General features: G+C 42.0%; 28 protein-coding genes. 21 read left to right on the top strand and 7 right to left on the bottom strand.

Annotation, left to right across the window (positions count from 1 at the left end; all coding sequences use genetic code 11):
- Positions 1–23: 23 nt before the first annotated feature.
- Positions 24–1,229, bottom strand: a complete 1,206-nt coding sequence (locus NSQ17_RS15610; RefSeq protein WP_342467579.1) for a DUF418 domain-containing protein — start codon at positions 1,227–1,229, stop codon at positions 24–26.
- 237 nt (positions 1,230–1,466) lie between these two features.
- On the opposite strand from NSQ17_RS15610, the gene NSQ17_RS15605 reads away from it, so the two are divergent.
- The 10 genes from NSQ17_RS15605 (at position 1,467) to NSQ17_RS15560 (ending at position 10,634) form a co-directional block, all read left to right on the top strand.
- A complete protein-coding gene (locus NSQ17_RS15605) occupies positions 1,467–2,162 on the top strand; it encodes a response regulator transcription factor (RefSeq protein WP_024719771.1) in 696 nt (231 codons plus the stop codon).
- Entirely contained in the window at positions 2,149–3,456 is a 1,308-nt protein-coding gene (locus NSQ17_RS15600; protein WP_342467578.1) for a HAMP domain-containing sensor histidine kinase, read from the top strand. Before NSQ17_RS15605 ends, NSQ17_RS15600 begins: the two co-directional genes overlap by 14 nt.
- 37 nt (positions 3,457–3,493) lie before the next feature.
- A complete protein-coding gene (psiE, locus tag NSQ17_RS15595) occupies positions 3,494–3,922 on the top strand; it encodes a phosphate-starvation-inducible protein PsiE (RefSeq protein WP_073412652.1) in 429 nt (142 codons plus the stop codon).
- Positions 3,923–4,213: 291 nt separating this feature from the next.
- The gene (locus NSQ17_RS15590) at positions 4,214–5,125 is read left to right on the top strand and encodes an alpha/beta hydrolase (RefSeq protein ID WP_327862256.1); all 912 of its coding nucleotides are present in this window, start codon (positions 4,214–4,216) and stop codon (positions 5,123–5,125) included.
- 70 nt (positions 5,126–5,195) lie between these two features.
- Complete coding sequence (locus NSQ17_RS15585; RefSeq protein ID WP_342467577.1) at positions 5,196–6,098, top strand: alpha/beta fold hydrolase; 903 nt, start codon at positions 5,196–5,198, stop codon at positions 6,096–6,098.
- A 139-nt stretch (positions 6,099–6,237) separates the two neighbouring features.
- On the top strand, positions 6,238–7,191 hold the full coding sequence (locus NSQ17_RS15580; protein WP_007500381.1) for an iron-siderophore ABC transporter substrate-binding protein: 954 nt from the start codon (positions 6,238–6,240) through the stop codon (positions 7,189–7,191).
- Positions 7,192–7,261: 70 nt separating this feature from the next.
- Positions 7,262–8,278, top strand: a complete 1,017-nt coding sequence (locus NSQ17_RS15575; protein ID WP_178897294.1) for an iron ABC transporter permease — start codon at positions 7,262–7,264, stop codon at positions 8,276–8,278.
- Positions 8,271–9,308 (top strand): iron ABC transporter permease, encoded by a 1,038-nt coding sequence (locus NSQ17_RS15570; protein ID WP_039168968.1) that lies wholly within the window; start codon positions 8,271–8,273, stop codon positions 9,306–9,308. The genes NSQ17_RS15575 and NSQ17_RS15570 overlap by 8 nt, the downstream gene beginning before the upstream one ends.
- Before the next feature lie 21 nt (positions 9,309–9,329).
- Entirely contained in the window at positions 9,330–10,049 is a 720-nt protein-coding gene (locus NSQ17_RS15565) for an IucA/IucC family C-terminal-domain containing protein (protein ID WP_173408254.1), read from the top strand.
- A gap of 126 nt (positions 10,050–10,175) precedes the next feature.
- The gene (locus NSQ17_RS15560; RefSeq protein ID WP_249116284.1) at positions 10,176–10,634 is read left to right on the top strand and encodes a hypothetical protein; all 459 of its coding nucleotides are present in this window, start codon (positions 10,176–10,178) and stop codon (positions 10,632–10,634) included.
- A 120-nt stretch (positions 10,635–10,754) separates the two neighbouring features.
- Here the strand turns inward: NSQ17_RS15560 and NSQ17_RS15555 are convergent, their stop codons facing one another.
- Positions 10,755–11,633 carry an endonuclease gene (locus NSQ17_RS15555; RefSeq protein WP_017367997.1) on the bottom strand — a complete coding sequence of 293 codons (879 nt, stop codon included), beginning with the start codon at positions 11,631–11,633 and terminating at the stop codon, positions 10,755–10,757.
- Positions 11,634–11,806: 173 nt separating this feature from the next.
- On the opposite strand from NSQ17_RS15555, the gene NSQ17_RS15550 reads away from it, so the two are divergent.
- Together NSQ17_RS15550 and NSQ17_RS15545 are read left to right on the top strand one after the other, a co-directional pair.
- On the top strand, positions 11,807–13,042 hold the full coding sequence (locus NSQ17_RS15550; RefSeq protein WP_326378148.1) for an alanine--glyoxylate aminotransferase family protein: 1,236 nt from the start codon (positions 11,807–11,809) through the stop codon (positions 13,040–13,042).
- Positions 13,043–13,205: 163 nt separating this feature from the next.
- Complete coding sequence (locus NSQ17_RS15545) at positions 13,206–14,399, top strand: tetracycline resistance MFS efflux pump (RefSeq protein WP_008346860.1); 1,194 nt, start codon at positions 13,206–13,208, stop codon at positions 14,397–14,399.
- Between the two features lie 48 nt (positions 14,400–14,447).
- Here the strand turns inward: NSQ17_RS15545 and NSQ17_RS15540 are convergent, their stop codons facing one another.
- Both NSQ17_RS15540 and NSQ17_RS15535 read right to left on the bottom strand, forming a co-directional pair.
- Positions 14,448–15,605, bottom strand: a complete 1,158-nt coding sequence (locus NSQ17_RS15540) for an oxalate decarboxylase family bicupin (RefSeq protein ID WP_342467576.1) — start codon at positions 15,603–15,605, stop codon at positions 14,448–14,450.
- A 64-nt stretch (positions 15,606–15,669) separates the two neighbouring features.
- A complete protein-coding gene (locus NSQ17_RS15535; protein ID WP_342467575.1) occupies positions 15,670–16,842 on the bottom strand; it encodes a helix-turn-helix domain-containing protein in 1,173 nt (390 codons plus the stop codon).
- Between the two features lie 317 nt (positions 16,843–17,159).
- On the opposite strand from NSQ17_RS15535, the gene NSQ17_RS15530 reads away from it, so the two are divergent.
- From NSQ17_RS15530 to yunB, 4 genes are all read left to right on the top strand, one after another.
- On the top strand, positions 17,160–18,011 hold the full coding sequence (locus tag NSQ17_RS15530; protein WP_335352259.1) for a DUF72 domain-containing protein: 852 nt from the start codon (positions 17,160–17,162) through the stop codon (positions 18,009–18,011).
- A 63-nt stretch (positions 18,012–18,074) separates the two neighbouring features.
- Positions 18,075–19,448: a bifunctional UDP-sugar hydrolase/5'-nucleotidase gene (locus NSQ17_RS15525; RefSeq protein WP_056702661.1), complete on the top strand. Its 1,374-nt coding sequence runs from the start codon at positions 18,075–18,077 to the stop codon at positions 19,446–19,448.
- Between the two features lie 67 nt (positions 19,449–19,515).
- Complete coding sequence (locus NSQ17_RS15520; protein WP_007500404.1) at positions 19,516–19,821, top strand: DUF1805 domain-containing protein; 306 nt, start codon at positions 19,516–19,518, stop codon at positions 19,819–19,821.
- Between the two features lie 69 nt (positions 19,822–19,890).
- Positions 19,891–20,661 carry a sporulation protein YunB gene (gene yunB, locus NSQ17_RS15515; RefSeq protein ID WP_007500406.1) on the top strand — a complete coding sequence of 257 codons (771 nt, stop codon included), beginning with the start codon at positions 19,891–19,893 and terminating at the stop codon, positions 20,659–20,661.
- A 77-nt stretch (positions 20,662–20,738) separates the two neighbouring features.
- Here yunB and NSQ17_RS15510 read toward each other — a convergent pair whose 3' ends face one another.
- Complete coding sequence (locus tag NSQ17_RS15510; RefSeq protein WP_342467574.1) at positions 20,739–21,203, bottom strand: DUF2691 family protein; 465 nt, start codon at positions 21,201–21,203, stop codon at positions 20,739–20,741.
- Positions 21,204–21,426: 223 nt separating this feature from the next.
- On the opposite strand from NSQ17_RS15510, the gene NSQ17_RS15505 reads away from it, so the two are divergent.
- Entirely contained in the window at positions 21,427–21,657 is a 231-nt protein-coding gene (locus NSQ17_RS15505) for a hypothetical protein (RefSeq protein ID WP_008346846.1), read from the top strand.
- Between the two features lie 81 nt (positions 21,658–21,738).
- Here the strand turns inward: NSQ17_RS15505 and NSQ17_RS15500 are convergent, their stop codons facing one another.
- Entirely contained in the window at positions 21,739–22,683 is a 945-nt protein-coding gene (locus NSQ17_RS15500; protein WP_226650614.1) for a M23 family metallopeptidase, read from the bottom strand.
- Positions 22,684–23,006: 323 nt separating this feature from the next.
- Between NSQ17_RS15500 and lipA the strand changes: the two genes are divergently transcribed.
- Positions 23,007–23,903 carry a lipoyl synthase gene (gene lipA / locus NSQ17_RS15495; RefSeq protein ID WP_008360456.1) on the top strand — a complete coding sequence of 299 codons (897 nt, stop codon included), beginning with the start codon at positions 23,007–23,009 and terminating at the stop codon, positions 23,901–23,903.
- A 39-nt stretch (positions 23,904–23,942) separates the two neighbouring features.
- On the opposite strand, the gene NSQ17_RS15490 is transcribed toward lipA, so the two are convergent.
- Positions 23,943–24,578, bottom strand: coding sequence for a YhcN/YlaJ family sporulation lipoprotein (locus NSQ17_RS15490; protein ID WP_007500413.1), 636 nt, complete (start codon positions 24,576–24,578; stop codon positions 23,943–23,945).
- 120 nt (positions 24,579–24,698) lie between these two features.
- Between NSQ17_RS15490 and NSQ17_RS15485 the strand changes: the two genes are divergently transcribed.
- Genes NSQ17_RS15485 through NSQ17_RS15475 form a run of 3 tightly spaced genes read left to right on the top strand, consistent with a single transcriptional unit; the run spans position 24,699 to position 26,220 of the window.
- Positions 24,699–24,974 (top strand): YutD-like domain-containing protein, encoded by a 276-nt coding sequence (locus NSQ17_RS15485; protein WP_008346837.1) that lies wholly within the window; start codon positions 24,699–24,701, stop codon positions 24,972–24,974.
- A 19-nt stretch (positions 24,975–24,993) separates the two neighbouring features.
- Positions 24,994–25,428, top strand: coding sequence for a DUF86 domain-containing protein (locus tag NSQ17_RS15480; protein ID WP_017367989.1), 435 nt, complete (start codon positions 24,994–24,996; stop codon positions 25,426–25,428).
- 21 nt (positions 25,429–25,449) lie between these two features.
- A complete protein-coding gene (locus NSQ17_RS15475) occupies positions 25,450–26,220 on the top strand; it encodes a TIGR01457 family HAD-type hydrolase (protein ID WP_072368431.1) in 771 nt (256 codons plus the stop codon).
- The last annotated feature ends 35 nt before the right edge of the window (positions 26,221–26,255 follow it).

Here is a 26,255-nt window from a genome sequence, read left to right as displayed (position 1 = left end):
AATTCGCCCTTTTTCTATTACTTCTACTTCGCCGCCTGAAATGTATTTGTTTTCGATTGGTCATTGACCTTCCCATACGTCAGCTGACGCCAGATAAATTCCATCGGTCCAGACTTAAATCGCTTTAACCATAACGTACTGAAAAGGACAAGGAAGGCATACACGCCAATAGCCATGAAGAACATGCCAGCCGGTGAAAGATGATCGGCAAGTCCAGCTCCGTACTTGAGAAATAGCATTGTTCCAATAATGGAGTGAAGCAAATAACAGGTCAGGGACATTCGTCCGACTTTGGTGAACACCATTAAAGCACCTCGCAGCTGAGGAATGTGCAGAAACAGCATCGCAAGTGAACTCATATAAAACATACTGCCAGTCAATCCCCCATTTTGCTCAAGTGCAGAGACAATGTTCATCCATGGCGTATGTTCAAAAGGGGTGACCGCTGTCATAATCGAACTGGCTAGTGTGATAAGAAAAGCAATTGTACAAATCATCCAAATACGATTCCAAAGCGCTTTTTTCGTCTCCATGTTTTTGAAAAACGACATTTTCACAAAATACACACCAAGTAAAAACATGAAGAACATGGAATAGACGGTGGAAAATGAGCTCGAAGCCATCGTGAACATATCCGTCCACCGGTCACCTATCGATGCTAAATAAGTCAGACTGTTGTGACTGGTCAATTCAAAATCGGCAAAATCCGGCTTGCCTGATGATCCTGTACTGATGGTATTGAGCAGCATGGTGAAAAGAGGCGTGAGCAATTGAATCACAAAGAGTGTGATGAGCCAGTACTGGATGGTTTTGGCTGTGCGTTTGTAAAAGAAAAGCAGTAAAAAGCCCGCGATAGCATAATAGGTTAAAATATCTCCAATCCATACAAACGTGACATGCAGAAGACCAATCCCTAAGAGAATGGTTAATCTGCGAGCAAACAACTTGTTCGGGCTGTCCACCTTTTGAGCGGCTCGATCCATAAATATCATAAAACCAACCCCGAATAGAAAAGAAAATAACGTAATGAATTTCCCCGAGGCAAACCAATTCACAATGTGGTGAAATACATCATTAGACTCCATCTCAAATCCCTTGACCGAATCCACAATCAAAAAATAGTTGACCAAAATAATCCCCATTAAGGCGAATCCTCGTACGATGTCCAAGAAATGCACCCGTTCTTTGAGACTCATTGGTTGTCCGTGTTCTACCTTGTTTACATTCATATCTATGCTCCTTTTCTTGTATTGGATCTAAAGATAAATCCTTCAATGAATCAATATACAGGTCAATTCTTAATCATTTATGAAGATCCAATTTTTTGAAAATAAATGTGACAACTTGATGGCAATTGATCATATTCATAAACACTTAAGATTTATGGTGTATCTTTTCACATAGCTAGATGATATATAGTAATAACATATAAGAATGAACATCATGAAGGATGAGGTGATTGAGACATGACCCATCGAATATTAGTTGTAGAGGATGATCAGGAGATCGGTGATCTTTTGCAGGAATCTCTGACACGTGCAGGGTATGAGGTGCTGAGAGCCATGAATGGCAAGCAGGCATTGTATGTTGTAGATGATTCGCTTGATTTGGTGATTTTGGATGTTATGATGCCAGGTATCTCTGGGATCGAAACGTGCCAGCAAATAAGAGCCACCTCAAATGTGCCAATTTTATTTTTGACCGCCAGATCTAGTACATGGGATAAAACCGAAGGACTACTCGCTGGCGGAGATGATTATATGACAAAACCTTTTTCAGAAGAGGAGCTTCACGCTAGGGTCATGGCGCAATTGCGCAGATATACCATCTATCAGGAAAAAAAGGAACAGGAAGAAACCTATTTAGTTGGCGGTAGCCTGAAGGTGAGTGAAGAATTTAATGAAGTGTGGAAAAATGGGCAGCAAATCAAGTTATCTGATTTAGAATATCGGATATTAAAACTGCTCATGAACAAACGAAACAAAATATTTTCTGCTCAAAATATTTATGAAAGCGTGTGGGGCCAGCCTTATTTTTATTGTTCAAACAATACGGTCATGGTGCATATCCGAAAGCTGCGTGCCAAAATTGAAGATGACCCGGCTCGTCCCGTGTATATCAAAACAGAATGGGGGAGAGGATACCGGTTTGGCACATCGTAAATATACGCTGACCAAAAAGCTGTCACTGCTCATTTTGGTCGCTGCTATCGTAAGTGGTGTTGTCTTTTTGACACTGCAAAAGATCACCGATCACCTGATTGAAGGATATTTAGGTTCGGATGAGTACTATAAGGAAGAATCCGCCAGATACATTCAAACATTCAGCCGCTACGTTTCAGAACATGAGCTGACTTCAACGGATCGAAAAGCATTCGGTGAGTGGGTGAAAAAAGAAGATTATATTAATCTCACTGTTTACAAGGATGAAGTACTTCAATATGACTCGATTTATTCTGCCGCTGACGAATCGGCCTATGGGAAAGAAAAGGTGACCGACTACGCAAAGCGTCATTCTTACCCGGTTCAATTTAGCGACGGAGAAGGTAGGGTTATGGTAGACGGGTTTTACTCCTCTCGATATCACGATCTCGCCTTTACACTAGAACTGCTTGGTGCAACACTCATTTTTCTCCTGATTGTGCTTGTTGGCATTCGCCGAAGCCTGCGTTACTTGCAAACGATCCGTGAAGAGATTCATATTCTTGAAGGCGGTGAGCTCGATTATGAGATGACAGTGAAGGGGCATGATGAATTGGCCATGATTGCAAAGAGCATTGAGGATTTAAGAACAGCCTTTTTGGACAAGCTTCAGGCCATTGATGATCTGCAGGAAGAGAGCCGCAGTTTAGTGACCGAAATGTCGCATGATATGAGGACCCCGCTGACATCACTCATCATGAATCTGGAATTTGCGAAAAAAGAGGAGGCTCTAGCGGATACCCGCAAGGAGCAATATATAACGAGTGCGTATGGAAAAGCCCTGCAATTAAAGAATCTGTCTGACAATCTATTTGCCTATTTCCTGCTAGATAAAGAGCACGAGTCAGAGCTTGAAACCGTTGCAGTGAAAGAAGTGATTTATGATCTTCTATCAGATCAGGTCGCCCTGCTGCATCAGGAGAATTTCACGGTCCATATTGTAGGCGAAATGCCGGATAGCTATATTAACGTAAACGTCGAGGAACTTGGCAGAGTGTTTGATAATGTGATGTCAAATTTACGTAAATACGCAGATCCTGAAAAGGACATTCAGATCACTTTTTTATCCGACCTAGATGTCTTTGAAATCCATGTGAGCAATGCGATAAAAAAGACAGACATCATCCCGGAAAGCAATGGACTCGGAGAACGAAGCATCAAGCGGATGATGTCCCGAATGCATGGACAGTTTGAAAGTGGAGAAAAGAACGATACCTACTACATCGTGCTGCGATTTTGGAATACCAAAATGTAGAGAGCAAAAACAACATCATGGAATGGGGAACAATCTGATGAAACGATTCAACAATTTCCAAAAGGTACCTGATCTTCTGCAAGCCCTTCTGAATATCTGCCTGTTCTTTCTAGCGATTGCGCTAAGCGTACTCTTAATTAGTGAAACATGGTACATCGTACAATTCGTCTATAAAACAGTGTTTAACAAAGGAGAAAGCTATTATGGAATGCTTGGCGAGCTGCTGATCTTCTTTATGTATTTTGAGTTTATCGCCTTAATTATTAAATACTTTAAATCCAACTTTCATTTTCCGCTGCGCTATTTTATTTATATTGGCATCACAGCTGTCATCCGTTTGATTATCATTGATCATGAACAGGCCGTATCGACATTCTGGTGGGCACTGGCCATTCTTGCGATGACCTGTGCACTCTTTATCGCGAGCAAAAGAGATACTGCTCAGGAGCATGAGGAAGTGAAGTGAGGAAGAAGAAGGACGAGTGGTCAACACCCGTCTTTTTTGTGTTTAAATGAACAGTTTTTGAATATGTGTTTATTAATGAACATTGATTGAAAGATTGACAATTGATGATGATGGATCTAGAAAATATAATATAAATAGACAGTTGTTCATAAATGAATAGGTGTATAGAAAAAGTATTCTGTCCAAAGCAGTTAACGGATTCACAAGTTCTTATGTTATGCTTTAGAAAAAGAGAAACCATTCTTTTCCTAGACATTGATTGTCATCATTCTATCTATAGGGGTCGATCGTATGCGAAGTATTCAAAGTTTGTTTGTTGAATGGTTACTTGTACTTACAAAGAAGAAACTGAATGTTGAGGGGTATTTAGAAGAACGAAGAATGGCGAATCAATTACCTTATGTGCTGCCTGAGAAGTTGAAAAAGAAATATCACATCACCAAAAGCAGCGCGTTTTCAGTCGATACGTACATGTTGAAATCAGATGTGCAGCCAGATGATCATCAGGTGCTATTTTTACATGGAGGAGGCTATATTGAGCAGCCGCTCGTATGGCATTGGCGTTTCTTGGATCGATTGACGAAGCAATTAAATAGTACGGTGTATGTGCCAGTTTATCCAAAAGCACCGAATCATCAATATATGGATGCAATCGAGAGTGTTCTCCCAGTTTACCAAGCTCTTTTAGAAAAAGGAACACCAGAAAAAATCGTCATCATGGGTGATTCTGCTGGCGGCGGTTTATCGCTCGCCTTTGCTCAATACTTAGCAAAAAAAGGTCTTCCGCAGCCTGGAAACATGATTCTATTATCACCATGGCTTGATGTGACATTAAGTAATCCTGATATCGCTAAAATGGTTCCAAAAGAGCCAATGCTCAACCTAGATTTACTAATCGAATCGGGCAAAGCCTATGCAGGTGATACAGATGAAACACATCATTTGATCAGCCCAATCTATGGAGAAATCAAATCGTTAGGGCGAATTTCTGTTTTTATTGGCACTCATGAATTCTTTCTCCCAGATGCCCGGAAATTCAAAGAGATGGCAGACAAGCAGGGTGTTCCCATCAACTATATCGAATACCCAAAAATGAATCACGTCTTTCCTGTCTTCCCTATTCCCGAAGCGAACCAAGCGTTAAAACAAATTGTCGCCATTATTGAGAGTAAGACGTTCCCTTTGAGGGATATGACAAAATAGGATGCGAACATGAGGATGGCCAGCAATGCTCTAGCCATTCTCGTGTCTAGTTGGGGGTCAAAAGTTAATTATGAACGAAACAGAACCGTTCTCATTTACAAGTATGCAGGAAGCAGCTCCTGTAGCTATTCCAGAAAGACAGTTCATTCAATCACATGACGGCATCCGACTTGCTTATTATCCGTTTTTATCAGAAACAAACACGCAGACCAATGTGATCATCATTCATGGCGGAGGCGCTCACAGCTTGGCTGGTTATGAGCATATCGCCTATACATTGCAACATGATTTTCACGTGAATGTGTTTTTGCTGGATTTGAGAGGCCACGGATATTCTGAAGGAAAGAAGGGGGATACACCCAAAGTCACTGACGTGTGGCAAGATATTTCGCAAGTTGTGGATGTCATCAAACAGCAGCACGAAGGAGCAATTTATCTTTGTGGTCATTCCTCTGGAGCTGGATTGCTGCTTCAATATCTATCTTGGGATGAAAAAAGAAAAGTAGACGGTTACTTTTTTATTGCTCCTGAATTTGGCTACAAATCTGACACAGCGAAGTCTAATCAAGTCCCTTTTGCCACAGTTCAAGTTTGGAAATTCGTGCTATCTGCGATGACAAAAGGAAGGCTGATGGGGCATTCAGAAGCTGTACGATTTCACTACCCAGCATGGGTAATTGCACAAGATCCACTTCTTTTAACAGGCATCACCATCAATATGTCTCTTGCCTTAACGCCATCTGCACCTCAAAAACAATTTGCAAGGCTGGACCAGCCTTATGGCATGTTTGTTGGAAGCGAGGATGAGTTATACGACGTAGACAAATTTCATCCATATCTGGCGCTTCCAAATCAGCAGGTGAAAAATCAATCTGTTTACCAAGTGATAGAAAACCATACTCATTTGTCCATTTTACTAGAATCGGGAAAAAAGATTGGGCGTACCATCCAAATGTGGAAAAGTTCCATTTAACCTGAACAACTAGTCAACACTCTACCTTTTTCTTAAAAATTTACATTGACACCATCCTTTTCTATGATAAAATCATAGTGTGATAATGAGAATCGTTATCAAACGATATGACTACATATAGAATGGATAGGTGAGGTACATGTTCAAAAAATCTTTTTGGTCGCTATTAGTTGTGCTCTCCATCGTATTACTTGCGGCTTGTGGCAGTAATAGCAGCGAAGGCAAGTCAGATAGTAATGAGAAAACAAGAACCGTTGAAAGCGCTATCGGTTCAACTGAAATTAAAGGATCGCCTAAACGTGTGGTGACGTTGTATCAAGGAGCAACAGATGCAGCCGTCGCTATGGGCATTAAACCAGTGGGTGTTGTAGAATCTTGGCTTGAAGCACCTACGTATAAATATTTAAGAGATGATTTAAAGGGTGTCAAAATTGTTGGGCAGGAAACACAACCAAACTTAGAAGAAATTGAAAAGCTGAAGCCAGATTTGATCATTGCATCGAAAATCCGTCACGAGCAAATTTTTGATCAGCTGAAAGAAATCGCTCCAACTGTTGCAACAGAAACAGTGTTCACTTTTAAAGACACAGTGAATTTAATGGGTGAAGCGTTAAACAAGCAAGACAAATCAAAAGAATTGCTGACGAAGTGGGATGACCGTGTCGCTGACTTCAAAGAAAAAGCAAAGAAAGACATTAAAAACTGGCCAATGAGTGTGTCTGTGGTGAACTTCCGTGCAGATCATGCAAGAATCTATCAAACTGGGTTTGCAGGTTCAATTTTAACAGAGCTAGGCTTTGAAGGTCCTAAAAATGTCAAAGATAAAAAGCAAGATATCATTACACTTACAGACAAAGAGAGCATTCCACAAATGGATGCAGATGTGATCTATTACTTCATGGATGATCAGGATAAAGCAGTTGAAAAAGCATATAAAGAGTGGACAAGTCATCCTTTATGGAAGCAGCTTGACGCAGTGAAAGCGAAACAAGTGCATAAAGTCGATGAAATCACTTGGAACATGGCTGGCGGTATCACCGCTGCAAACATGATGCTTGATGATATTTATGATCGTCTAGGGCTTGATAAATAAGTGTAGCAGAGGAGAAAATGTGAAAAACCATTTTCTCCTTTTTCCATAACAGATTGAAAGCGGGAATCAGATGAGAAGTTTATTAAAAAAGGATTCGAGCAAGGCACTGCTATTTGCTGGATTCATCGTGTTGATGTTGGTCTTTTTTATGCTCAGTATTTCTCTTGGGCAAACCTCAATTTCCCTCAAAGCCACCATCCATGCGTTTCTTCAGTTTGATGAGTCAGATCCAAACAGTGTGATTGTCATGACATCCAGATTATCAAGAGCTTTAATTGCGACAGTTGTTGGATCAAGTCTAGCGATTTCAGGTGCACTCATGCAGGCATTGACGAGAAATCCGCTGGCTGCACCAGATCTTTTAGGTATTAATGCAGGTGGACTCTTTTTTATTGTGATTTCGATTGTTTTCTTTTCTACCGAGTCGTTAACAGGTTATATGTGGACAGCTTTTCTAGGGGCAGCGATTGCAGGGATGCTAGTTTTTCTATTGGGCTCTATTGGAAGAGATGGATTAACGCCGGTCAAAATTGTCCTCGCAGGTGCGGCGATATCTGCCCTATTTGCGTCCTTTACACAAGGTCTTTTAATCGTGAATGAACAGTCGATTCAAAGTATCCTGTTTTGGATGGCTGGTTCAGTGTCTGGAAGAAGCATTGATATGTTAATTCCTGTTTTGCCTTATATTCTAGGTGCGACTATTGTGGCGCTGCTTCTTGGCCGCTCGATCAATGTCCTTTTATCGGGTGATGATATTGCAAAAGGGCTTGGCCAGCGTACACTGCTGCTGAAAATCACGATGGGGGTACTTGTCGTCTTTTTAGCAGGAGGTTCCGTCGCTGTCGCAGGATCCATTGGATTTGTTGGTTTTCTTGTGCCGCATATTGTGAAAAAGCTTGTTGGACCTGACCACCGCTGGGTACTGCCGTATTGTGCCGTTGTAGGGGCGTCGCTTTTACTTGTCGCAGATCTTGCCGCTCGTTTTCTGATCATGCCGCAGGAAGTACCGATTGGTGTCATGACGGCAATTGCAGGAGCGCCTCTATTTGTTTATCTCGTGCGCAAGGGGTTGAAGACAGGTGGCTAAAACATATACAGTGCGTTCAAAGGGCGGGCGCATTTCATTTCAATTTTCAAAGCGGACGTTTTTGATTTTACTATTATTGACAGGCGTTGCCTTTGGTTTATTTATTCTGAGCCTTTGTATGGGTAGCCGCTTTATTCCGCCTACTGATGTGCTGCTGCATATCTTCGGACAAGGCGAGGGAAATACGTTTGTATTAAATACGTTGAGGATTCCAAGGACCCTGCTTGCGGTTTTAGTGGGAGCGGCACTTGCGGTATCGGGGCTTATTTTACAAGGTCTCATTCGAAATCCGCTTGCATCGCCTGACATCATAGGAATTACGAGCGGTGCGTCGTTTGGCGCCATTATGTTCATCGTCTTTTGGATGGGCACTGTGCCTATTGCTTATCAGTCGTTGTGGGCCATTGCAGGCGCTTTTGCGGTATCATGCCTCATTTATTTGCTTTCATGGAAAAAAGGCGTCAAGCCGATCACGCTCGTCTTGATGGGGATTGGGATTTCCGCCATTATGAAGGCGTGTGTGACGTTTACTCTTGTGCTCAGCGATACGATGACCACGACCAAGTCATACATCTGGCTGACGGGCAGTTTATATGGTTCTACAATGAAGGACGTCATCGCAATGCTTCCTTGGGTATTGATTATTTTACCGATTGTCATGGTGCTGGCAAGAACGATGAATGTGAAGGAGCTTGGAGATGATCTTGCAACAGGTCTCGGGGTCAAGGTTCAGGCGAAGCGGTTATTCTTTCTACTGATGAGTGTGACATTAGCCGGTATTGCCGTTGCATTCGCAGGTGGTATTGAATTTGTCGGACTGATGGCGCCACATGTGGCACGGATGATCATCGGTCGTTCCTTTATTGCGCTTGTTCCAGCATCTGCGCTTGTTGGAAGTATTCTCGTGATGCTGGCAGACTTAGTTGCGAGAACGGCTTTTCTCCCGTTAGATGTCCCGGCAGGTGTTTTTACGGCGGCAATTGGTGCACCGTTCTTTATTTATTTGTTATATCAACAGCGAAATCGTTAAACGAAAGATGGGGGTTTTGATATGAAGCCAGAGTGGGTTGAGAGAGAATTACTTGATTTCGGGGTACACATCACAAATGGACCAATGACATCTGATCGCACACTGGCTGCGCTTTTTTCAGAAGCATCTATCAGACGTTTATTAGAAGCTGAAAAGGAAGCGATGCATGCACCGAATATAGCAGTGGCGGCGTCCATGTTTTCAAAACGCTATGCCTATTTAGCTGTTAGTTCTACTTTGTACTTGATGACAATGTATGATGCTGTCTACCGGTTTTCACCAGAGGCGTGTGTCTTTAGAGAAGATCGTAAAATTGAGCTAGATGAAACGCTCTGTTCATTTGTTCAGTTAGAAGGAGATCGTCATGAGTGGAGAGAACAGGTCGTCCGCATGCTATTTACGCAGTGTGTCACACCTCTTTTAGATGTATTGAAACGTACTTCAAGACTTCCGTATTCGATTTTATGGGAAAATGTAGCGGTACGTATCAATTCTCTTTACCGTAGCATGATGCGAGAAACGGAAGAGCCTAAAATGAAAGAGCGCGTACGGGAGGATTATTTGTTTCTGAAGAAGGCATCGGGTGATCTTTTCGGAGCGAAGCAAAATCCTTTTCAGCACAGCTTAAATTTAGATGAAAGTTTGCTAGACACATCAAATCGAAAGACTTGCTGTATGTATTATAAGCTTGAGAAAAAATCAGAGAGCCTTGATTATTGTCTCGTCTGTCCGCTAAAGTAAAAAAACACCTTATGCAAGGTGTTTTTTTATTAGATTAGATTTTTCTTAAATATTTATACAGTAAATTTAAATATGATATTTATGTTATATTGTTTCATTATATAATCATTTATGGAAGGAACTGATATGAAAAAAATTATCATATATATCATCTTTATTTTCATCATCATCATTGGCTTGTTCTTCATTCAACCACTTAAAAACCACATCTCTTTTCTTAAAGTAAAAAGTACAAATCTTACTGAATTAAAGGTGGGAGAATTGAAGTTGGGATTAATAAAGAGAAACTATAGTGAAAACGAGTGGATTAAAACTTCAAATTCAAATTATTTCAAAGTGAATAATAGAAAAGAAATAGTGGCAATCTCTTTAGAAAATAATCAAAGTAATATAAACAACACAATAAATATTCATTCAACTAAAAAAGATATCTATAATTATCTAGGTGAAAACTATTATCGTAGAAATGACGATCAGGGATATGAAATTTTAGGCTATAAGGATTCAAAGCATGATATCAAAATAGAATTTTTCTGTTTAGATCGCAATGTAGAAAGAATTATTATTAGTAAATTGGGGGAATAAACATAACATAATGATCAGAATCTTTATAAGATAAGAAGTGTGTTTGATGTTGTATGATCATCTTTTATAGAGATAGTAATGGAAAGAGGCACTGCTTGTTCATAGCAGTGCCTCTCTTTTTTATTCCCAAATATCGCTTACCCATTCAGGGTGATCAATAAAAGGATTGCGATTGTGCTGGTACGTTTGATAGATGATTTCGTTACGATTCCGTTCGATTTGATCGACTGGATCTTGCTTGTGCCATTTCAATAGGACAGACATTTTGCCGTGAAGAGGGGCGCTTCCATTATTCACTTTGTTGTTCAATTCTAAATCTGGGAAACGGTCATCACCTTCATATCGGACAGCCATATAAAAGAGCATTCTTGCTACATCTCCTTTCACCCGGCTATGAGGTTCAAATGAGTCGCTGTCGTAGAAGTTGCCCGGCGCTCCCTTGTATTCATTTCCGCCTATATCAAAATCTAAATTTCCTCGTGTGCTATTCGTTTGTACGTCTGTTGCCCGAAGGTGATGGAGATCTGTACCAGGTCCCTGGCTCGTCCCAAAATTGCCGTGAGATTTAGCCCACACATGCTCCCGGTTCCACTGTCCCACGTTTCCTCCATTTGCTTGCTTTGACCTGGAGATACCGCTATAGAGCAAAAGCACATTGCTTGGATTTTTTGGATCTTCATCCGTTTTCTTTAATGCATCCCAAACCTGGCTGTAGGATAGCTGCGTATGATCATCAATAATATCGTGTAATGCTTTCTTAAGAGCAGGCCCAGATTTGCCAGCAGCAGATTGGTAATAGGAATCAATTTGACTTGAAGCGGTTGTTTTCGCATGTTGAGCAGATGTTTCGGTTTGTAGCTGTAACGGGGAAAAGGTGATGGTTTGACTCGGTTCATTCAGAGTAAAGCCTTGAGCATTTGCAGCGGGAGGCAGCGGAGCGGCAAATGTACCGAAAATCATGATTCCGGCGGCCACAGTTCCAAATAAAGATCTTTTCATTCTATTTCCTCCTTCATAGGGAATGTATACTCTTTAGTTCTATCATATTGCCATAAAGAAATAAATGGATTTATCGTAAATTTTATGTAACCAATTCGTAAGAAAAGAGATTGCTATTTTATCAGCATTGCTGTATAAGTGGGCATATAAGGATGGACACAGCAAGGGAGAGGATGGATAACGTGAAAGAACTACACACACCTACTAGAACCATTATGACACCAGGACCTGTCGAAGTAGATCCGAGAGTCCTTCGAGTGATGAGTACACCAATTCTTGGTCAATTTGATCCTGCATTTACAGAGATCATGAATGAAACGATGACCTTATTACGATCACTTTTTCAAACAGAAAATGAATGGGCTTATCCAATTGATGGGACGTCCCGCTCAGGACTTGAAGCTGTGCTTGCCAGTGTGATCGAGCCCGGAGATGTGATGCTTGTTCCGGTCTTTGGACGCTTCGGTCATTTGCTGATTGAAATTGGACAGCGCTATGGTGCTGAGGTACATACAATGGAATGTGAATGGGGAACGGTTTTTAAGCAAGACGACATCATCGCAGAGATGCATCAAGTCAAGCCGAAAATTGTTGCGATGGTTCATGGTGAAACATCTACCGGAAGAATACAGCCGCTTGAGAAAATTGGTGAAGCATGCCGAGCGCTTGATGCGCTTTTTATTGTAGACGCTGTGGCGACAATTGGTGGTGTCGAGGTCAAGGTAGACGAATGGAAAATCGATGCGGCAATTGGGGGCTCGCAGAAATGCTTGTCTGTTCCATCAGGGATGTCACCGATCACATATAATGAACGAGTGGCAGACGTCGTACAATCGAGAAAGAAAGTAGAAAAAGGGATTGCAACACAGGACGAACTGCAAAAACAGGTAGACATTTCTCCAATCAAAAGCAATTACTTTGATCTAAGCCAGCTGCAAGATTATTGGAGCCCGAGGCGGTTAAATCATCATACAGAAGCGACAACGATGCTTTATGCACTGAGAGAAGGGGTTCGACTTGTGCTAGAGGAAGGTCTGGAGGAACGTTTTCAGCGCCACTTGTTTCATGAAAAGGCTTTAATGGCAGGACTTGAAGCGATGGGGCTTGAATTATTTGGTGATCAAGACTGCAAAATGCCGGTCGTGACGTGTATCGTCATTCCAAGTGATATCGACGGAGAAGCGGTCCGGGCTGATCTTCTTCATCATTTTGGAATTGAAATTGCGAGTTCATTTGGGCCTCTTGCAGGACGGATATGGAGAATTGGCTCAATGGGCTATAGCTGCCGAAAGGAAAATATTCTATTTGTTTTAGCAGGCCTTGAAGCCATCTTGATGAAATACGGCGCAGCCATCAATTGTGGTGCCGGGTTACAGGCGGCTCTTTCCATCTATGAACAAGCTGAATAAAAAAGGGATTCTCAAAATACTCGCCACCAGCGGGTATTTTTTATTTGGGAAAAAACGCTGTTTTTTGAAAAACTAGACTTATAGAGAGCGATATCGCTATACTGAAGAAGTTCTTATCATTTTTGTCATCATTTTCATTTATTTTGAAGAAAGAGGTTTTAATATGAAAAAAATGGGCAGATTGTACATTTTAATGCTCAATATTTTTATTGCCATGCTTGGATTTGGTCTGATCGTTCCTGTCATGCCAAGTTATATTGAAGCCTTTGGCGCAACTGGGAAAACACTTGGTTTCCTCGTTGCTGCAACTGGCCTCACACAATTTGCTTTATCACCCGTCGCTGGAGCGCTGACTGATCGATTTGGACGCAGAAAATTGATTATTGCCGGGATTGCCGGCTTTACGATTGCCCAGTTTATTTTTGCATTTGCGGATCAGCTTTGGATGCTGTTTGTGTCTCGGTTTTTTGGTGGTGCTGCCGGAGCTTTACTCATGCCCGCCATGTTTGCATACATCGCTGATATCACAAGTGAGAAGGATCGAGGGAAAGGAATGGGGCTATTTAGTGCAGCAATGACGTTAGGCTTTGTCATTGGACCAGGCGTAGGCGGCTATTTGGTTGAGTTTGGGATTGCTTTTCCTTTCCTCATCGCTGGTTCCTTTGCAGCTCTGTCGACGCTGTTGTCTTTCTTGTTCTTACCTGAAACTTTAACAAAGGAAAAGCAGGAAGAAGCACGATTGAATAAAGAGCTTCATTTCAATCCTTTTACGCAGATGATTCAGGCTTTAAAAACACCATATGGTTTTTTGTTTATCTTGGCCTTTGTTTTGAATTTCGGAATCATTCATTTTGAATCGATTTTTGGCTTATATGTGGACCAAAAACATGGCTTTACACCGAAGGATATTGCATTTGTCATTACGGTAGCTGGACTTGCGGGTGTCATCGTTCAAGGTGCTTTAGTAAATACCTTTGTGAAACGATTTGGCGAAATGCGTGTCGTCCGGTATGCCCTTTTAGCTGCGGCGTTTATGCTGATCGCCTGCCGCTTTGCCCCTTCCTTTTGGCTAATTTTTACGGGTTCCATTTTGTTTTTATCGGCCACCTCGTTTGTTCGTCCAGCCCTCAATACATTACTATCTAAAATGGCAGGGAATCAGCAGGGGGTAGCAGGCGGCCTCAATACCTCCTTTATGAGCCTTGCGAATATCGTCGGGCCAAGTCTTGCGGGTATTTTATTTGATGTGAATATTGAGCTGCCATTTATGTTTGGAACGCTGGTGCTTTGTATGAGTTTCATTGCTTCTATTTTATGGGCGAAAAAAGCGCAGCAACATTCCCATGCCGTATCGTAAAGACAGCATAGAAAAAACCGATCAGCACAAATGGATCGGTTTTTTTCGTCATTGCTCATACTTCACGACTGGTGATTTTTCTTTATGCAGCGCATGAATCAATGCATCGTCCACATGCAAATGCTCCTTCACTAATTGAGGAGGGGTTAAGGCCATCCATTGGTTCAATGAAATATCAGCAAATCGATCGCTTTTAAACATTTCTAGAAACCAAAGGCTCGTTTGCCCAATATTTTGTATGTAATGCCCCATCCCGAAAGGAACATAACCAACATCACCTGCTCTGTAATTAAAGGTGCGAGCTGTCCCGCCTGCTCCAAAAACCGTCATTTTGGCTGTACCGGTTAAATAGTATTGCCACTCATCATTATTCGGGTGCCAGTGCATTTCTCTCATCCCGCCAGGTTTTACCTCCACAAGTGCAGCAGCAATGGTTTTAGATACTGGAAAATTGCGTGAGTCGACGATTCGCACGGTTCCCCCAGAGGTCACGATTGGTTTTTGACGAAGGAGCTGGTGGGTAAATGGCGGTTTGATGCCGCCGTATGGATCAGAGACTGTTTGGCTTTCAATGGATGCCGGTGAAGAGCCTTGAAACATATAGCGTTGTTTATGTGGAATGCGGTCAAACAGCTTGATTGGCACGCCGAAATTAGCAGAAAGAATGTCTTTTGGTGTATGAGCAAACCAGTCTGTGATGGTAAACGTATCAAATTCAGAAAAAGCACCGTCATCAAACACAAGGAGAAACTCACAGCCATCCTCAAGACCTTGAATGGAGTGCGGAATACCGGGCGGGAAATACCACAAGTCTCCTTCTTCTACATCAGCGATCATATTCCGTCCTTCTGCATCTACAGATGTGATCCGGGCTTTGCCTAAAATCATATATGCCCATTCCGCCTGCTTATGCCAATGAAGCTCACGAACACCTCCGCGCGTAAGCCGCATGTTTACACCAGCAATCGTTGTTGAAACAGGCAGCTCTCGCTCGGTAATTTCCCTCGACCAGCCGCCATGATTCAAGTGCATATGTGTATCAGAATATGAAAATTTTAAATTAGGAATCGTCCCCGCATCCGTTTTAGGGGGAACGAACATATCTGGGTTCTCCATATCGCGCAGAACGTCTCGCGGGCCTAAATCGGTTGCGCCGGCCCCATCGTCTCGAATCGGTTGCGGGATGTGACGAATCTTCTCATCCATTTGACACCACTCCTTGTCATTCACATTTCTCCTCCAAAATATATGAGGCGTAAGAAAAAAAGATTCAATTGGAACCGGATGAAAGGTGCTTTTGAATCCGCAAAGCTAATCGCAAGCGCAATGTTGCATCAGGATCTTTTAGGCTGATCTGGAGCAGTTCTTCACATTTCTCCAGTCGATATATCACGGTGTTGCGATGAACAGATAAACGTTTGGCTGTTTCTGAAATATGGCAATGTGTTTCGACATAAACAGATAAGGTGTGGAGAAGGTTTGGATCGACTTGTGATTGTTCATATAATGGGTGGAGATACCGCTCATAGAATGTTGTTAAATCTTTTGGTGGGATGAGCTTCAGTAAATCTGACACATCTTTTGCTTGATAGAACTGAATATATTCAGCTCGTAATGAGAGCTGGCCTGATTGCAGAGCATGGGCAGCTTCACTGAATCCTTTTGGCAGATCGGTGATAAGATAACCGCTTAAGCTTACACCAAAGGAAATGGTGGTATTCACATGCTGTTTAATAAGGATCTGCATTTGTTTTAAAAAAGAGCAGATCGATTTGTTCATTGCCAGCCAGCCGCCAGTCTCTTCTATAAGGAAGATGCCGATATCACCTTTGACAAAAAGAAAGGCGGGATATGGACAGTGCGAAAGGGTGCTTTCAAGTAAAGCAAACACATCATCTACAAGGGTTTGCTGCTTAAGGAAACAACTGAAATGACTGTTCTGATCAAGTTGAGAGACGATACATAAATAGGGAATCGTTGTGTTTAATCCAAACATGCGTGCCAGACAGGCAACATCTTGCTCTGAGGAAATCGTCCCCTCCATCCATTTGCGAAACCATTCATTTTTGGCTCGCTCTGTCGATTGCTTGCTGGCATGTTGTTTGATGCGTGAAATGGACATGGCATGTACAGCTTGTTCAATTATCAAATGCAGCCCCATGTCGTCTTGAGGATGAATGAAGGCTGGAACGACTAAATAATCATAAGCTTGTTCGTTTATATAGATAGGAAAAACAGAAACGCTTTCTTTTGAATGAACCATAGAAAAATAATGCTGCTGCGTACTGTGAAACAAGCGGAGCATTTGTATCCAATCTGGATTTGTCATACCTTGGGGTGAGGTGAAAAGAATACGTCCATACTGATTGATCAAATAGACAGGCTGATGAATTCTTTGGGCCACTTTTTGCAATGCTTCAACATGATGATCGACAATGTTCATATCCACTCATTCTCCTTTTTTTAGAGCTGAAGCCTTTGGTGAAGATGAATAAAAAAATGGACAATCGCTGTCAAAGTCTCTGATATCAATTTTATGTTATCAGCTCCATTCAATTTAGATAGAAAGTTGTGATGTAATATCACAAAAAAGATGGCAGGGCAAAATCACCTCACATCAGTCATCTTCATTCAGAAAAATGGGTAAATATGATATGTTGTAGACAGAAGAATTTCTTTCAGAAAGATGGGTATCCCAAGAAACAAAGACTTTCAATGGGAAAATCCGTTTAGACAAGCAAGTGGCAAGAGGTGAGATAGATGATTTATATCGGATTAACTGGCTGGGGAGATCATGACAGTCTGTACCCGCCGAGAATTGGCAGCTCTCAAAAGCTGTTTCACTACGCATCAACGTTTCCCATTGTGGAACTGGATGCAAGCTTTTATGCTGTTCAGCCTGAGCGGAACCATGAAAAATGGATAAAAGATACGCCAGACGCCTTTCAATTTGTTGTGAAAGCATATCAAGGAATGACCGGGCATCAAAGAGGCGAGATCCCGTTTGCTTCAAAGGAAGAAATGTTTGACGCCTTTATTCTTTCACTGACTCCTCTCATTCGAGCAGGGAAACTGGCGATGGTTCTGTTTCAATTTCCACCATGGTTTGATTGCAAAAAGGAGCACGTCCACTATTTAAGATGGTGTAAGGAGAAGATGGGGGAGATTCCTTGTGCACTCGAATTCCGAAACCGAACTTGGTTTTCAGACGAGTTTTATGAACAAACCTTATCTTTTATGGAGAAAGAAGGGTGGATTCATTCCGTCTGTGATGAACCGCAAGTCGGAGAAGGGTCTATACCGCCAGTCATAAAAGCCACACACCGTGACAAAACATTGGTCCGTTTCCACGGAAGAAATAAACAAGGCTGGCTTCACCCGGCAGATCATGAGAACTGGCGTGAAGTTCGTTACTTATATTTATATAATGAAGCTGAACTAAAGGAATGGAAAAAGAACCTCGACATCCTGCATCAACAATCGAAAGATGTATATGTCGTATTTAATAATAACTCAGGCGGAGATGCGGCAGCGAATGGCCAGCAAATGATTGATTTGCTGGATTTGACGTATTCAAGCTTATCCCCGAAGCAGTTAGATTTATTTAGTTAAACGAGAGCTGTGGCTTTCAATTTGAACGAGACGGTTCAGTGACAACTTGAGGGAGAGATCAACATGCTGCAGAAGCTATGGTTATATCATACAAACGACTTGCACAGCCACTTTGAAAACTGGCCAAAAATCGCAGCTTATATTGAAGAAAAGCGTCAAGTTCACGATCAGATGCTCTTATTTGATATTGGCGATCATATGGATCGAGTAAACCTTGTATCAGAAGCGGATTATGGAAAAGTGAATGTCAAACTTCTCAATCAGCTTGGCTATGATGGAGTCACAATTGGTAATAATGAAGGCATTACGTTGCCTCATGAGCAGCTCGACCAATTGTACAAAGACGCGCAATTCCCGGTGATTTTATCTAATTTATTTGAAAAAGGCAAAAGACCATCGTGGGCAAAGCCTTATGAAGTGATCACGTTGAAAAATGGACTGAAGATCGCCGTCTTAGGGGTGACCATTGCGTATACACCTGTCTATGAAAAGCTGGGCTGGGACATTACAGACCCATTTGAGAGCATACGGGAGATGCTACAAGAAGTGAAAGGACAAGCCGATGTCATTGTTCTTCTTTCCCATCTAGGCATCATCCATGATCGAGAGGTAGCCCATGACTTCCCGGAAATCGACATCATCTTAGGCTCACATACGCATCATCTTTTAGAACAGGGCGAGATGGATAATGGCGTTCTTCTTGCATGTGCTGAAAAGTATGGGCATTATATTGGCTGTGTCGAGCTGACCATTGACACAGCGAGTAGCGAGCTCATCGAGAAAAAAGCGACGGTGCAATCAGTGGACCAGCTGATCAGTGAATCCGATGAAGCGATCACGACTTTACAGAAAGCAGAAAGACGAGCGAAGTCACTCATGCAGGAAAAAGTGACATCCATTAAATCAAAGCTCGAAACAAAGTGGTTTGATGACTCTCAGCTTCCGCAACTTTTAACAGATGCCATTAAAGAATGGTGCGAGGCAGATATCGGCATGATGAATGCTGGGATGGTGCTTGATTCATTAGAGGCTGGCATCGTCACAAGAGAAGACATTCACCGGATATGCCCGCATCCCATTAATCCAATCAGGGTGACACTTACTGGGAAGCAATTGGTCGAAACAGTGTCTCGTGGCTGTGAAGAAAAAATGGAACAGCTACGCATCAAAGGCTTTGGCTTTAGAGGCGAACTGATGGGGAAAATGCTATACAGCGGTTTGACTTATTCATTAGAAGAGGGCGAAGCCAAACGAGTAAAAGAGGTCTATGTAAACGGCGAGCTGATCCAAGAGGACGTGTCCTATACAGTTGGCACAGTAGATATGTATACACTTGGTTCTCTTTTTCCCCATATACGTGACCATGAACACATTGAATATTTCATGCCGGAATTTTTACGTGATGTCCTGAGCTGGCGATTGAAGGACGCAAAGTGAAATCCGCTCCAGCCTAACAACACTTGCCCTCCCTTCACATAGATTGTGTTGAAGGGAGTGAAGGGATATGGTGAATTTAACACCTATTACAATTGATGGCCATTCCTTTACAGCCGTCACCGTCAAACTGCCAAAGACCAATTTCATGGCAGTGACAAATGAGCATGGTTATATTATGTGCGGTGCACTTGATGTCGGGCTCCTAAATGAAAAGCTTGCAGATAGAGGAATCATCGCAGGAAGAGCAGTCGGTGTAAGAACCATCGAGCAATTGCTGGATGCACCTTTAGAATCTGTGACATATGCCGCTGAGTCGCTCGGCATTCATGCTGGCACAATTGGAAGAGATGCATTATTAAAAATGGTGAAATAAAATGAACAGATGATTCCTATCCCCCCGCCTGTCTGCATACACTTGTAATGGAGAAGGGGGGATTTTTTATTGAGATTGAACCGCCGTTATCGCCCCTATAAAAAGGGCCCTCTGCCATTTCGTTATGTCATGCTGCTTGCCATATTATTTTTTGTGCTCTCAACTGTCATTAGCCTATTCTTCATCAATCGTTCCATTAAACCAACGTTGATTCACATTGCTGAACTAGAAACAGAACGAATCGCCAATCATCTCATCCAATATTCTGTTCAGGATTTTGCAGATGATCAGGAGAATATGAAGGATATGGTTGTGATGAATACAAGTGAGAACGGAAAAGTGACAACTATCGACTTCAATGCGCAAGCAACATCGAAAGCAATGGCTGACCTGTCACGTCACCTTCAAAAAAATCTAGAGGACATTGAAAAGGGGAATTTTCAAAAAGAGGCAAAAGAAGCATTAAAGGATCAAACAGATGGACATGACGGCATTATATATAACATTCCGCTTGGGCAAGCGTCCGGAAATGCACTTATCGCCAACCTAGGACCAAAAGTGCCTGTACGATTCAGTGTCATTGGTGACCCGCATACGGACGTTGAAAAAAACATTAAGCCTTATGGCATCAACAATGCCTTGATTGATATTAGTGTACTCATTGAGGTGAAGGTGAGAGTCATCATCCCATTCGCCTCAGAAACCATCGTCGTCAAAAACTCCGTGCCTGTCTCCATTCAAGCCGTTCAAGGAGATGTCCCAGATTATTATAATGGCAGCGGAACAAATTCAGGCGCTCCATCGATTGTTCTGCCAGAAAAAAAGGAGAAGAAAGAATAACAGCCCAATGGACGGATTGGGCTGTTTTTTCATACACTGTGATTGCATATAGTGTTTTTGTGATGAACGTTTTGTTGTTACGAAACAGACAGTCTTGTCCTTGCATCATTTTCATCGGTGATATAGGTCACGTCTTCAAATCCACATTCAACTGCATTCTTGTATAGCCATTCGAGTGTTCCCTTATTTTTGCAATAGATCGTGACATAGGAGCAATCGGCCACTAAAAGAACAAGCTCGCATTGGCTTTCAATAAATTCTTCATAGGTCTTAATATGAGACAATGTCCCTTTTGGATATGCTTGTAAATCGGCGAAAATCATATAATGCGTCTTGTTTTCAATGAGGTGTTTGAGTTCTATACCGTCCATTTCTGTTTTACCTTCAGGAAAAAGTTCTTCATCTTTTTGGCCATCAACTAGTATATTCGAGTCTTCGGTATCGATTCGCCAGCTGAATTTGGTGATGTCGATCGGTTTTAGCACTTCTCCAAGGAAGACTCCGTATTCATTTGGAATGGTAAAAGTCATTCCTCTTTTCAAAAAACAACCTCCTAACTCTTTGTGAAGTAATCTTTCATTGGCTGTGATGCTTAGACTTTTTTTTATGTGATCTGTTCATCTTATCCTAATTAACCACTTGATTCCATACGGATCACGTGCCATGATAAATGTTCATTGTTTTCCTTTTCTGAATAGTGTAGCTATCCTGAAGGCTGTTTTTCACGATCGTCTGTTATGAAGGTGAGAGGAGGATTTGATTGATATGAAGAAAATTCATGTAAGCGGGTTTTGTTTTTTAGTATTTGCCATTGTATTTAGTGCTAAGTATATGTCAGCATCGATATTATTAGCTGGGAGTGACAGTTTGAGTGTCGACTTATTTAGAGGGATGTTTGACATGATTCCACTCGAAGTAACAGTTGTGTATCTCCTTTTTTTCATCATGGGTATTCTTTTTTTAGTTTTAGGATTGAAAGAGAAGCATAAGCAGTAACTGTAGACAAGTGATGACCGGGGAAATGTTGATACATATCAAAAGGAGAAGCAAGCGGTATCGCTAAACTTCTCCTTTTATTTATCGACGTTTCCGCTCGGCTCTTTCCCATGCCCTTAAATGAGGGTAAGGATCAAACGACCATTCAGTTCGTCCATTGTCTTTATACATGCCGTAATGAAGGTGTGGCGGGAATTTTCCTGCTGTGCCAGGTGGACCGTAACCGGAGCTTCCGACTGATCCGATGACTTGACCAGGTTCTACAATCTGCCCAGCTTTGAGTCCTTTTGCAAAGCCATTTAAGTGGGCAAAATAATGATAATGATTATGAATATCTCGAATGCCGATCCGCCAACCGCCAAAGCGGTTCCAGCCTTTCATTTCAATTACGCCGTACGATGTCGCACGAACAGGAAGACCGTAATGAGCAAACAGATCAGTGCCCTCATGAATTCTTCTGCCTCCAAAGCCTCTCGCATCACCCCATGTACTCCTGTAGCTGTAGTCAGCGCCAACCGGAAGAGGAAACGCATGCTTTCCAAGGTCAAGATGGCCGTAATGCTTATAGAGCTTCATAAAAGATGAAATGATTCCAACGGTTTGATCACGTCCGTAATAATCCCACAGCGCAATTTTTAATTGATCGATGCTGCTGCCGTAATGGAGCAAGTATTGAGCAAACGTGAACAGGACATCTTCATCGTTATCGATTTCCGCTTTTCCATCCCCATTACCATCAAGTCCAATACCGTCAAACACTTTAATGCTTAATGGAGAGGTATCCTGCTTATTGGGATTTTCTGGTCCCATCCACATTTCCCGGGGAATGTAGATGCCAATCACACCTGTTTGTTTTGGTAAATCTCTTCTGCTTTTGCGTATATTGTGTTCATACTGATCAACCGCAGCAAGTACATACCACGGGACCTGTGTGGTGATGGCGATCTTTTCATACAGTGCCATTCGCTGTTTTAATTCATCGGGCTGTTTGTTTGCCCCTTGTGCATGGACTGATGCGGGAATCATTGAAAGAGCGATGATGATCGCTAAAACCACTTTCACAAACGTCCATCTCCTTTCTTCGAACATACCTTCTACCGTTTAGTGTGGTTTGATCACGTTATTTCATAAGAAGAAAATGTTAGTAATTTTCTTCTGTTATTTTAGGAGTCTTTTGGGTATTTTTGCAGCTCATTCCCTTGTTGTTCAATCTGTACTATGTTAAAGTGTCTAAAGAAAAGGCCTTAGGCCGAAGATTCAATTTTTTGCGGCAACAGCTGCATCCATCGTATATAGCAGGAAGATGATTGTATATGCACCTTTAACGAATTCATATGGAGATGATGGAATTGGCAAAGAAGGAAGAGCACGTAAGAAAACCGGACTGGCTTAAAATTAAGCTGAATACGAATGAAAACTATACCGGTTTGAAAAAAATGATGCGGGAAAACAACCTGCATACCGTTTGTGAGGAAGCGAAATGTCCGAATATTCACGAATGCTGGGCAGTGAGAAGAACTGCTACATTTATGATCCTCGGATCTGTTTGTACGCGCGCATGCCGTTTCTGTGCGGTGAAAACCGGACTTCCTACTGAGTTAGACTTGCAAGAGCCAGAACGCGTGGCAGATTCAGTGGCTTTGATGAATTTAAAGCACGCTGTTATAACAGCGGTTGCAAGGGATGACCAAAAAGATGGCGGAGCAGGCGTATTTGCTGAAACTGTTCGTGCCATTAGAAGAAAAAGTCCATTCACAACAATTGAAGTTCTCCCTTCAGACATGGGTGGCAATTATGATAATTTGAAAACGTTAATGGATACACGCCCTGATATTTTAAATCACAATATTGAAACAGTACGCAGGTTAACACCAAGAGTTCGTGCACGGGCTACATACGATCGTTCATTGGAATTCTTGCGTCGTGCAAAAGAAATGCAGCCTGACATTCCAACGAAATCAAGCATTATGATTGGGCTCGGTGAAACGAAGGAAGAAATCATTGAAGTTATGGATGATCTTCTTGCTAATAACGTCGACATCATGGCAATTGGTCAGTATTTACAACCTTCGAAAAAGCATTTGAAAGTGCAAAAATACTACCATCCAGATGAGTTTGCAGAGCTGAAGGAAATTGCCATGTCAAAAGGCTTTAGCCACTGTGAAGCTGGACCGCTTGTCCGTTCTTCTTATCATGCAGACGAACAAGTAAACGAAGCGTCTAAGAAGCGTCAAGCGCAAGCATAACAAAGAAAACGCCAGAGCTCTCTGGCGTTTTTTCTCGTATTAATTTTGGCCGTAAGGTGCGTTTCGTCTCATGGTCCGATCGGAATTCGTCATGCCATTGGCATCTTCTTTCGTTGAAATATCTCCGCCTTGAGGAGAGTATTTCATTTGTTGAATCGTTTTCGTTAAAATTTGATCAAAATCACGTGAGTTGGTTTGAAGACGTGAAAAATTGGCAATGGATTGAAAGTGCTCTGGGTTATCAGAGACGTACACATGATAATAACGAGGGAGAACAGAAACCGCTGTTTTTTTCACTTGATCGGCTGATTCATCTCGGTTTTTGTTGCCTGTTCGATACACAATGAGGGCATCCTCGTCTGTGACAAGTGTTGCTGCATCCTTTATATTTGGCAGCTGAATGGCTAAACTTGTAATCACGTGGGCAAGATGCTCACGATTTAAAGCAGGGGTTCTTTCCTTCTGATCGGTTACTTGCTGGCGCTGATAACGAACATAGCCTGCTCGATTCGTATCTGCTTCTGGCATGTTGGAATTATTTCCTTCATGACGATCAGACAGGCGAATTGTCTTACTGGAAGAATCTTCATCCACTTGCCGGTTCATGCCGGATTGAAAGCCGCACCCGCCTAAAAGCATGCATAGGAGAATAGTGGCTGTCAGTTGTTTCATCATAAATGTGACCTCCTTTTTTCTTTAGCTTCGGCTAAATCGGAAAAAACATGCTTTAGCAATTGATGGAGTTGTTCCAATGAATTATCATTAAAGGTGGATCGTTTAAAAAGAGGTGAGAAGATGATCGTCATTCAGAATGCTACCTTTGATCTTGTCAGAGAAATCAAAGACGGCTTTGATGAGGAAGCGTTTAAAGCAAGGTACTCAGATATTTTAAATAAGTATGATTATATTGTGGGGGATTGGGGCTATAACCAGCTTAGGCTGAAGGGGTTCTTTGATGACCAAAACCAAAAGGCCACATTCGATACAAAAATCAGTACACTCGATGAATACATTTATGAATACTGTAATTTTGGCTGTGCCTATTTTGTCTTAAAGCGGATTAGAAAATAACGCAAAGGGGAGCGTCATGATGTATTTCGTAGACAGAAAGAAGATTGAAGAGACATTACGTTTTTTTGAGGAGCAATATAATTTGATGCGCAGTCATCAAACATGGTCAAGCCCTTTAGAAAAAAAAGCGCTGGAACGAATTGTTCATTTGCTCGTCGAATGTATTCTTGATACAGGAAATGATATGATTGACGGCTTTATCATGCGGGACCCAGGAAGCTATGACGACATCATGGATATTCTTGTGGACGAAAAAGTTGTACCAACAGAAGAAGGCACTCACCTGAAAAAACTGGTCTCGTGCCGTAAAACACTTGTTCAGCAATACCAAGAAGTGGTTCATCACGATTTGTTGCAGGTCATCAGTGAGGTAGAACAGGCGCTGCAAGTCTTCCCGAATCGAATTCGCACTTACTTGGAGCAGGAGCTTGGACCAGTATCAGCGTTTAAATAAACCATTGGAGTTGTATGCAGCATGAAATACAAAGGCTATTTAATTGATTTAGACGGGACGATGTATAAAGGAACAGAAAAGATCGAAGAGGCGGGGCAATTTGTTCACAAGTTAAATGAGTTGAACATCCCTTATTTGTTTGTCACGAATAACTCTTCACGCACGCCGAAGCAAGTAGCAGAAAAACTGGTTTCATTCGATATTCCAGCAACGGAAGAACAAGTCTTTACAACCAGTATGGCGACGGCAAACTATATCGCAGAACAAAAGAAAGATGCCTCGGTGTATGTGATCGGAGAAGAAGGCATTCAGCAGGCCATCGAAGAAAAAGGACTGTCGTTTGGTCAAGAAGACGCTGATTTCGTTGTCGTTGGAATAGACCGCAGTATTACATATGAAAAACTAGCGGTAGGAGCCATTGCGATCCGTCAAGGTGCACAATTTGTTTCAACAAATGGAGATATTGCCATTCCGACAGAAAGAGGGCTGTTACCTGGAAATGGATCGTTAACATCTGTGCTGACGGTTACGACAACAGTGGAGCCAACATTTATCGGGAAGCCAGAGTCTATCATTATGGAACAGGCCATGCGGGTGCTCGGGACAGATGTGTCAGAGACGCTCATGGTGGGCGATAACTATGATACCGATATTATGGCAGGGATGAATGCAGGGATGGATACACTGCTTGTCCATACAGGCGTCACGACAAAAGAGCTGCTTCAGAAATATGACAAACAGCCAACCTATGTCATTGATTCATTATCTGAGTGGATTGAACGATTATCTTAATGAAAAGAGGACAAGCGTCAGACGCACGTCCTCTT

Source organism: Bacillus sp. FSL W8-0629, assembly GCF_038593225.1.
GTDB lineage: Bacteria > Bacillota > Bacilli > Bacillales > Bacillaceae > Bacillus > Bacillus altitudinis.
This window is presented reverse-complemented; position numbering and strand designations above follow the sequence as displayed.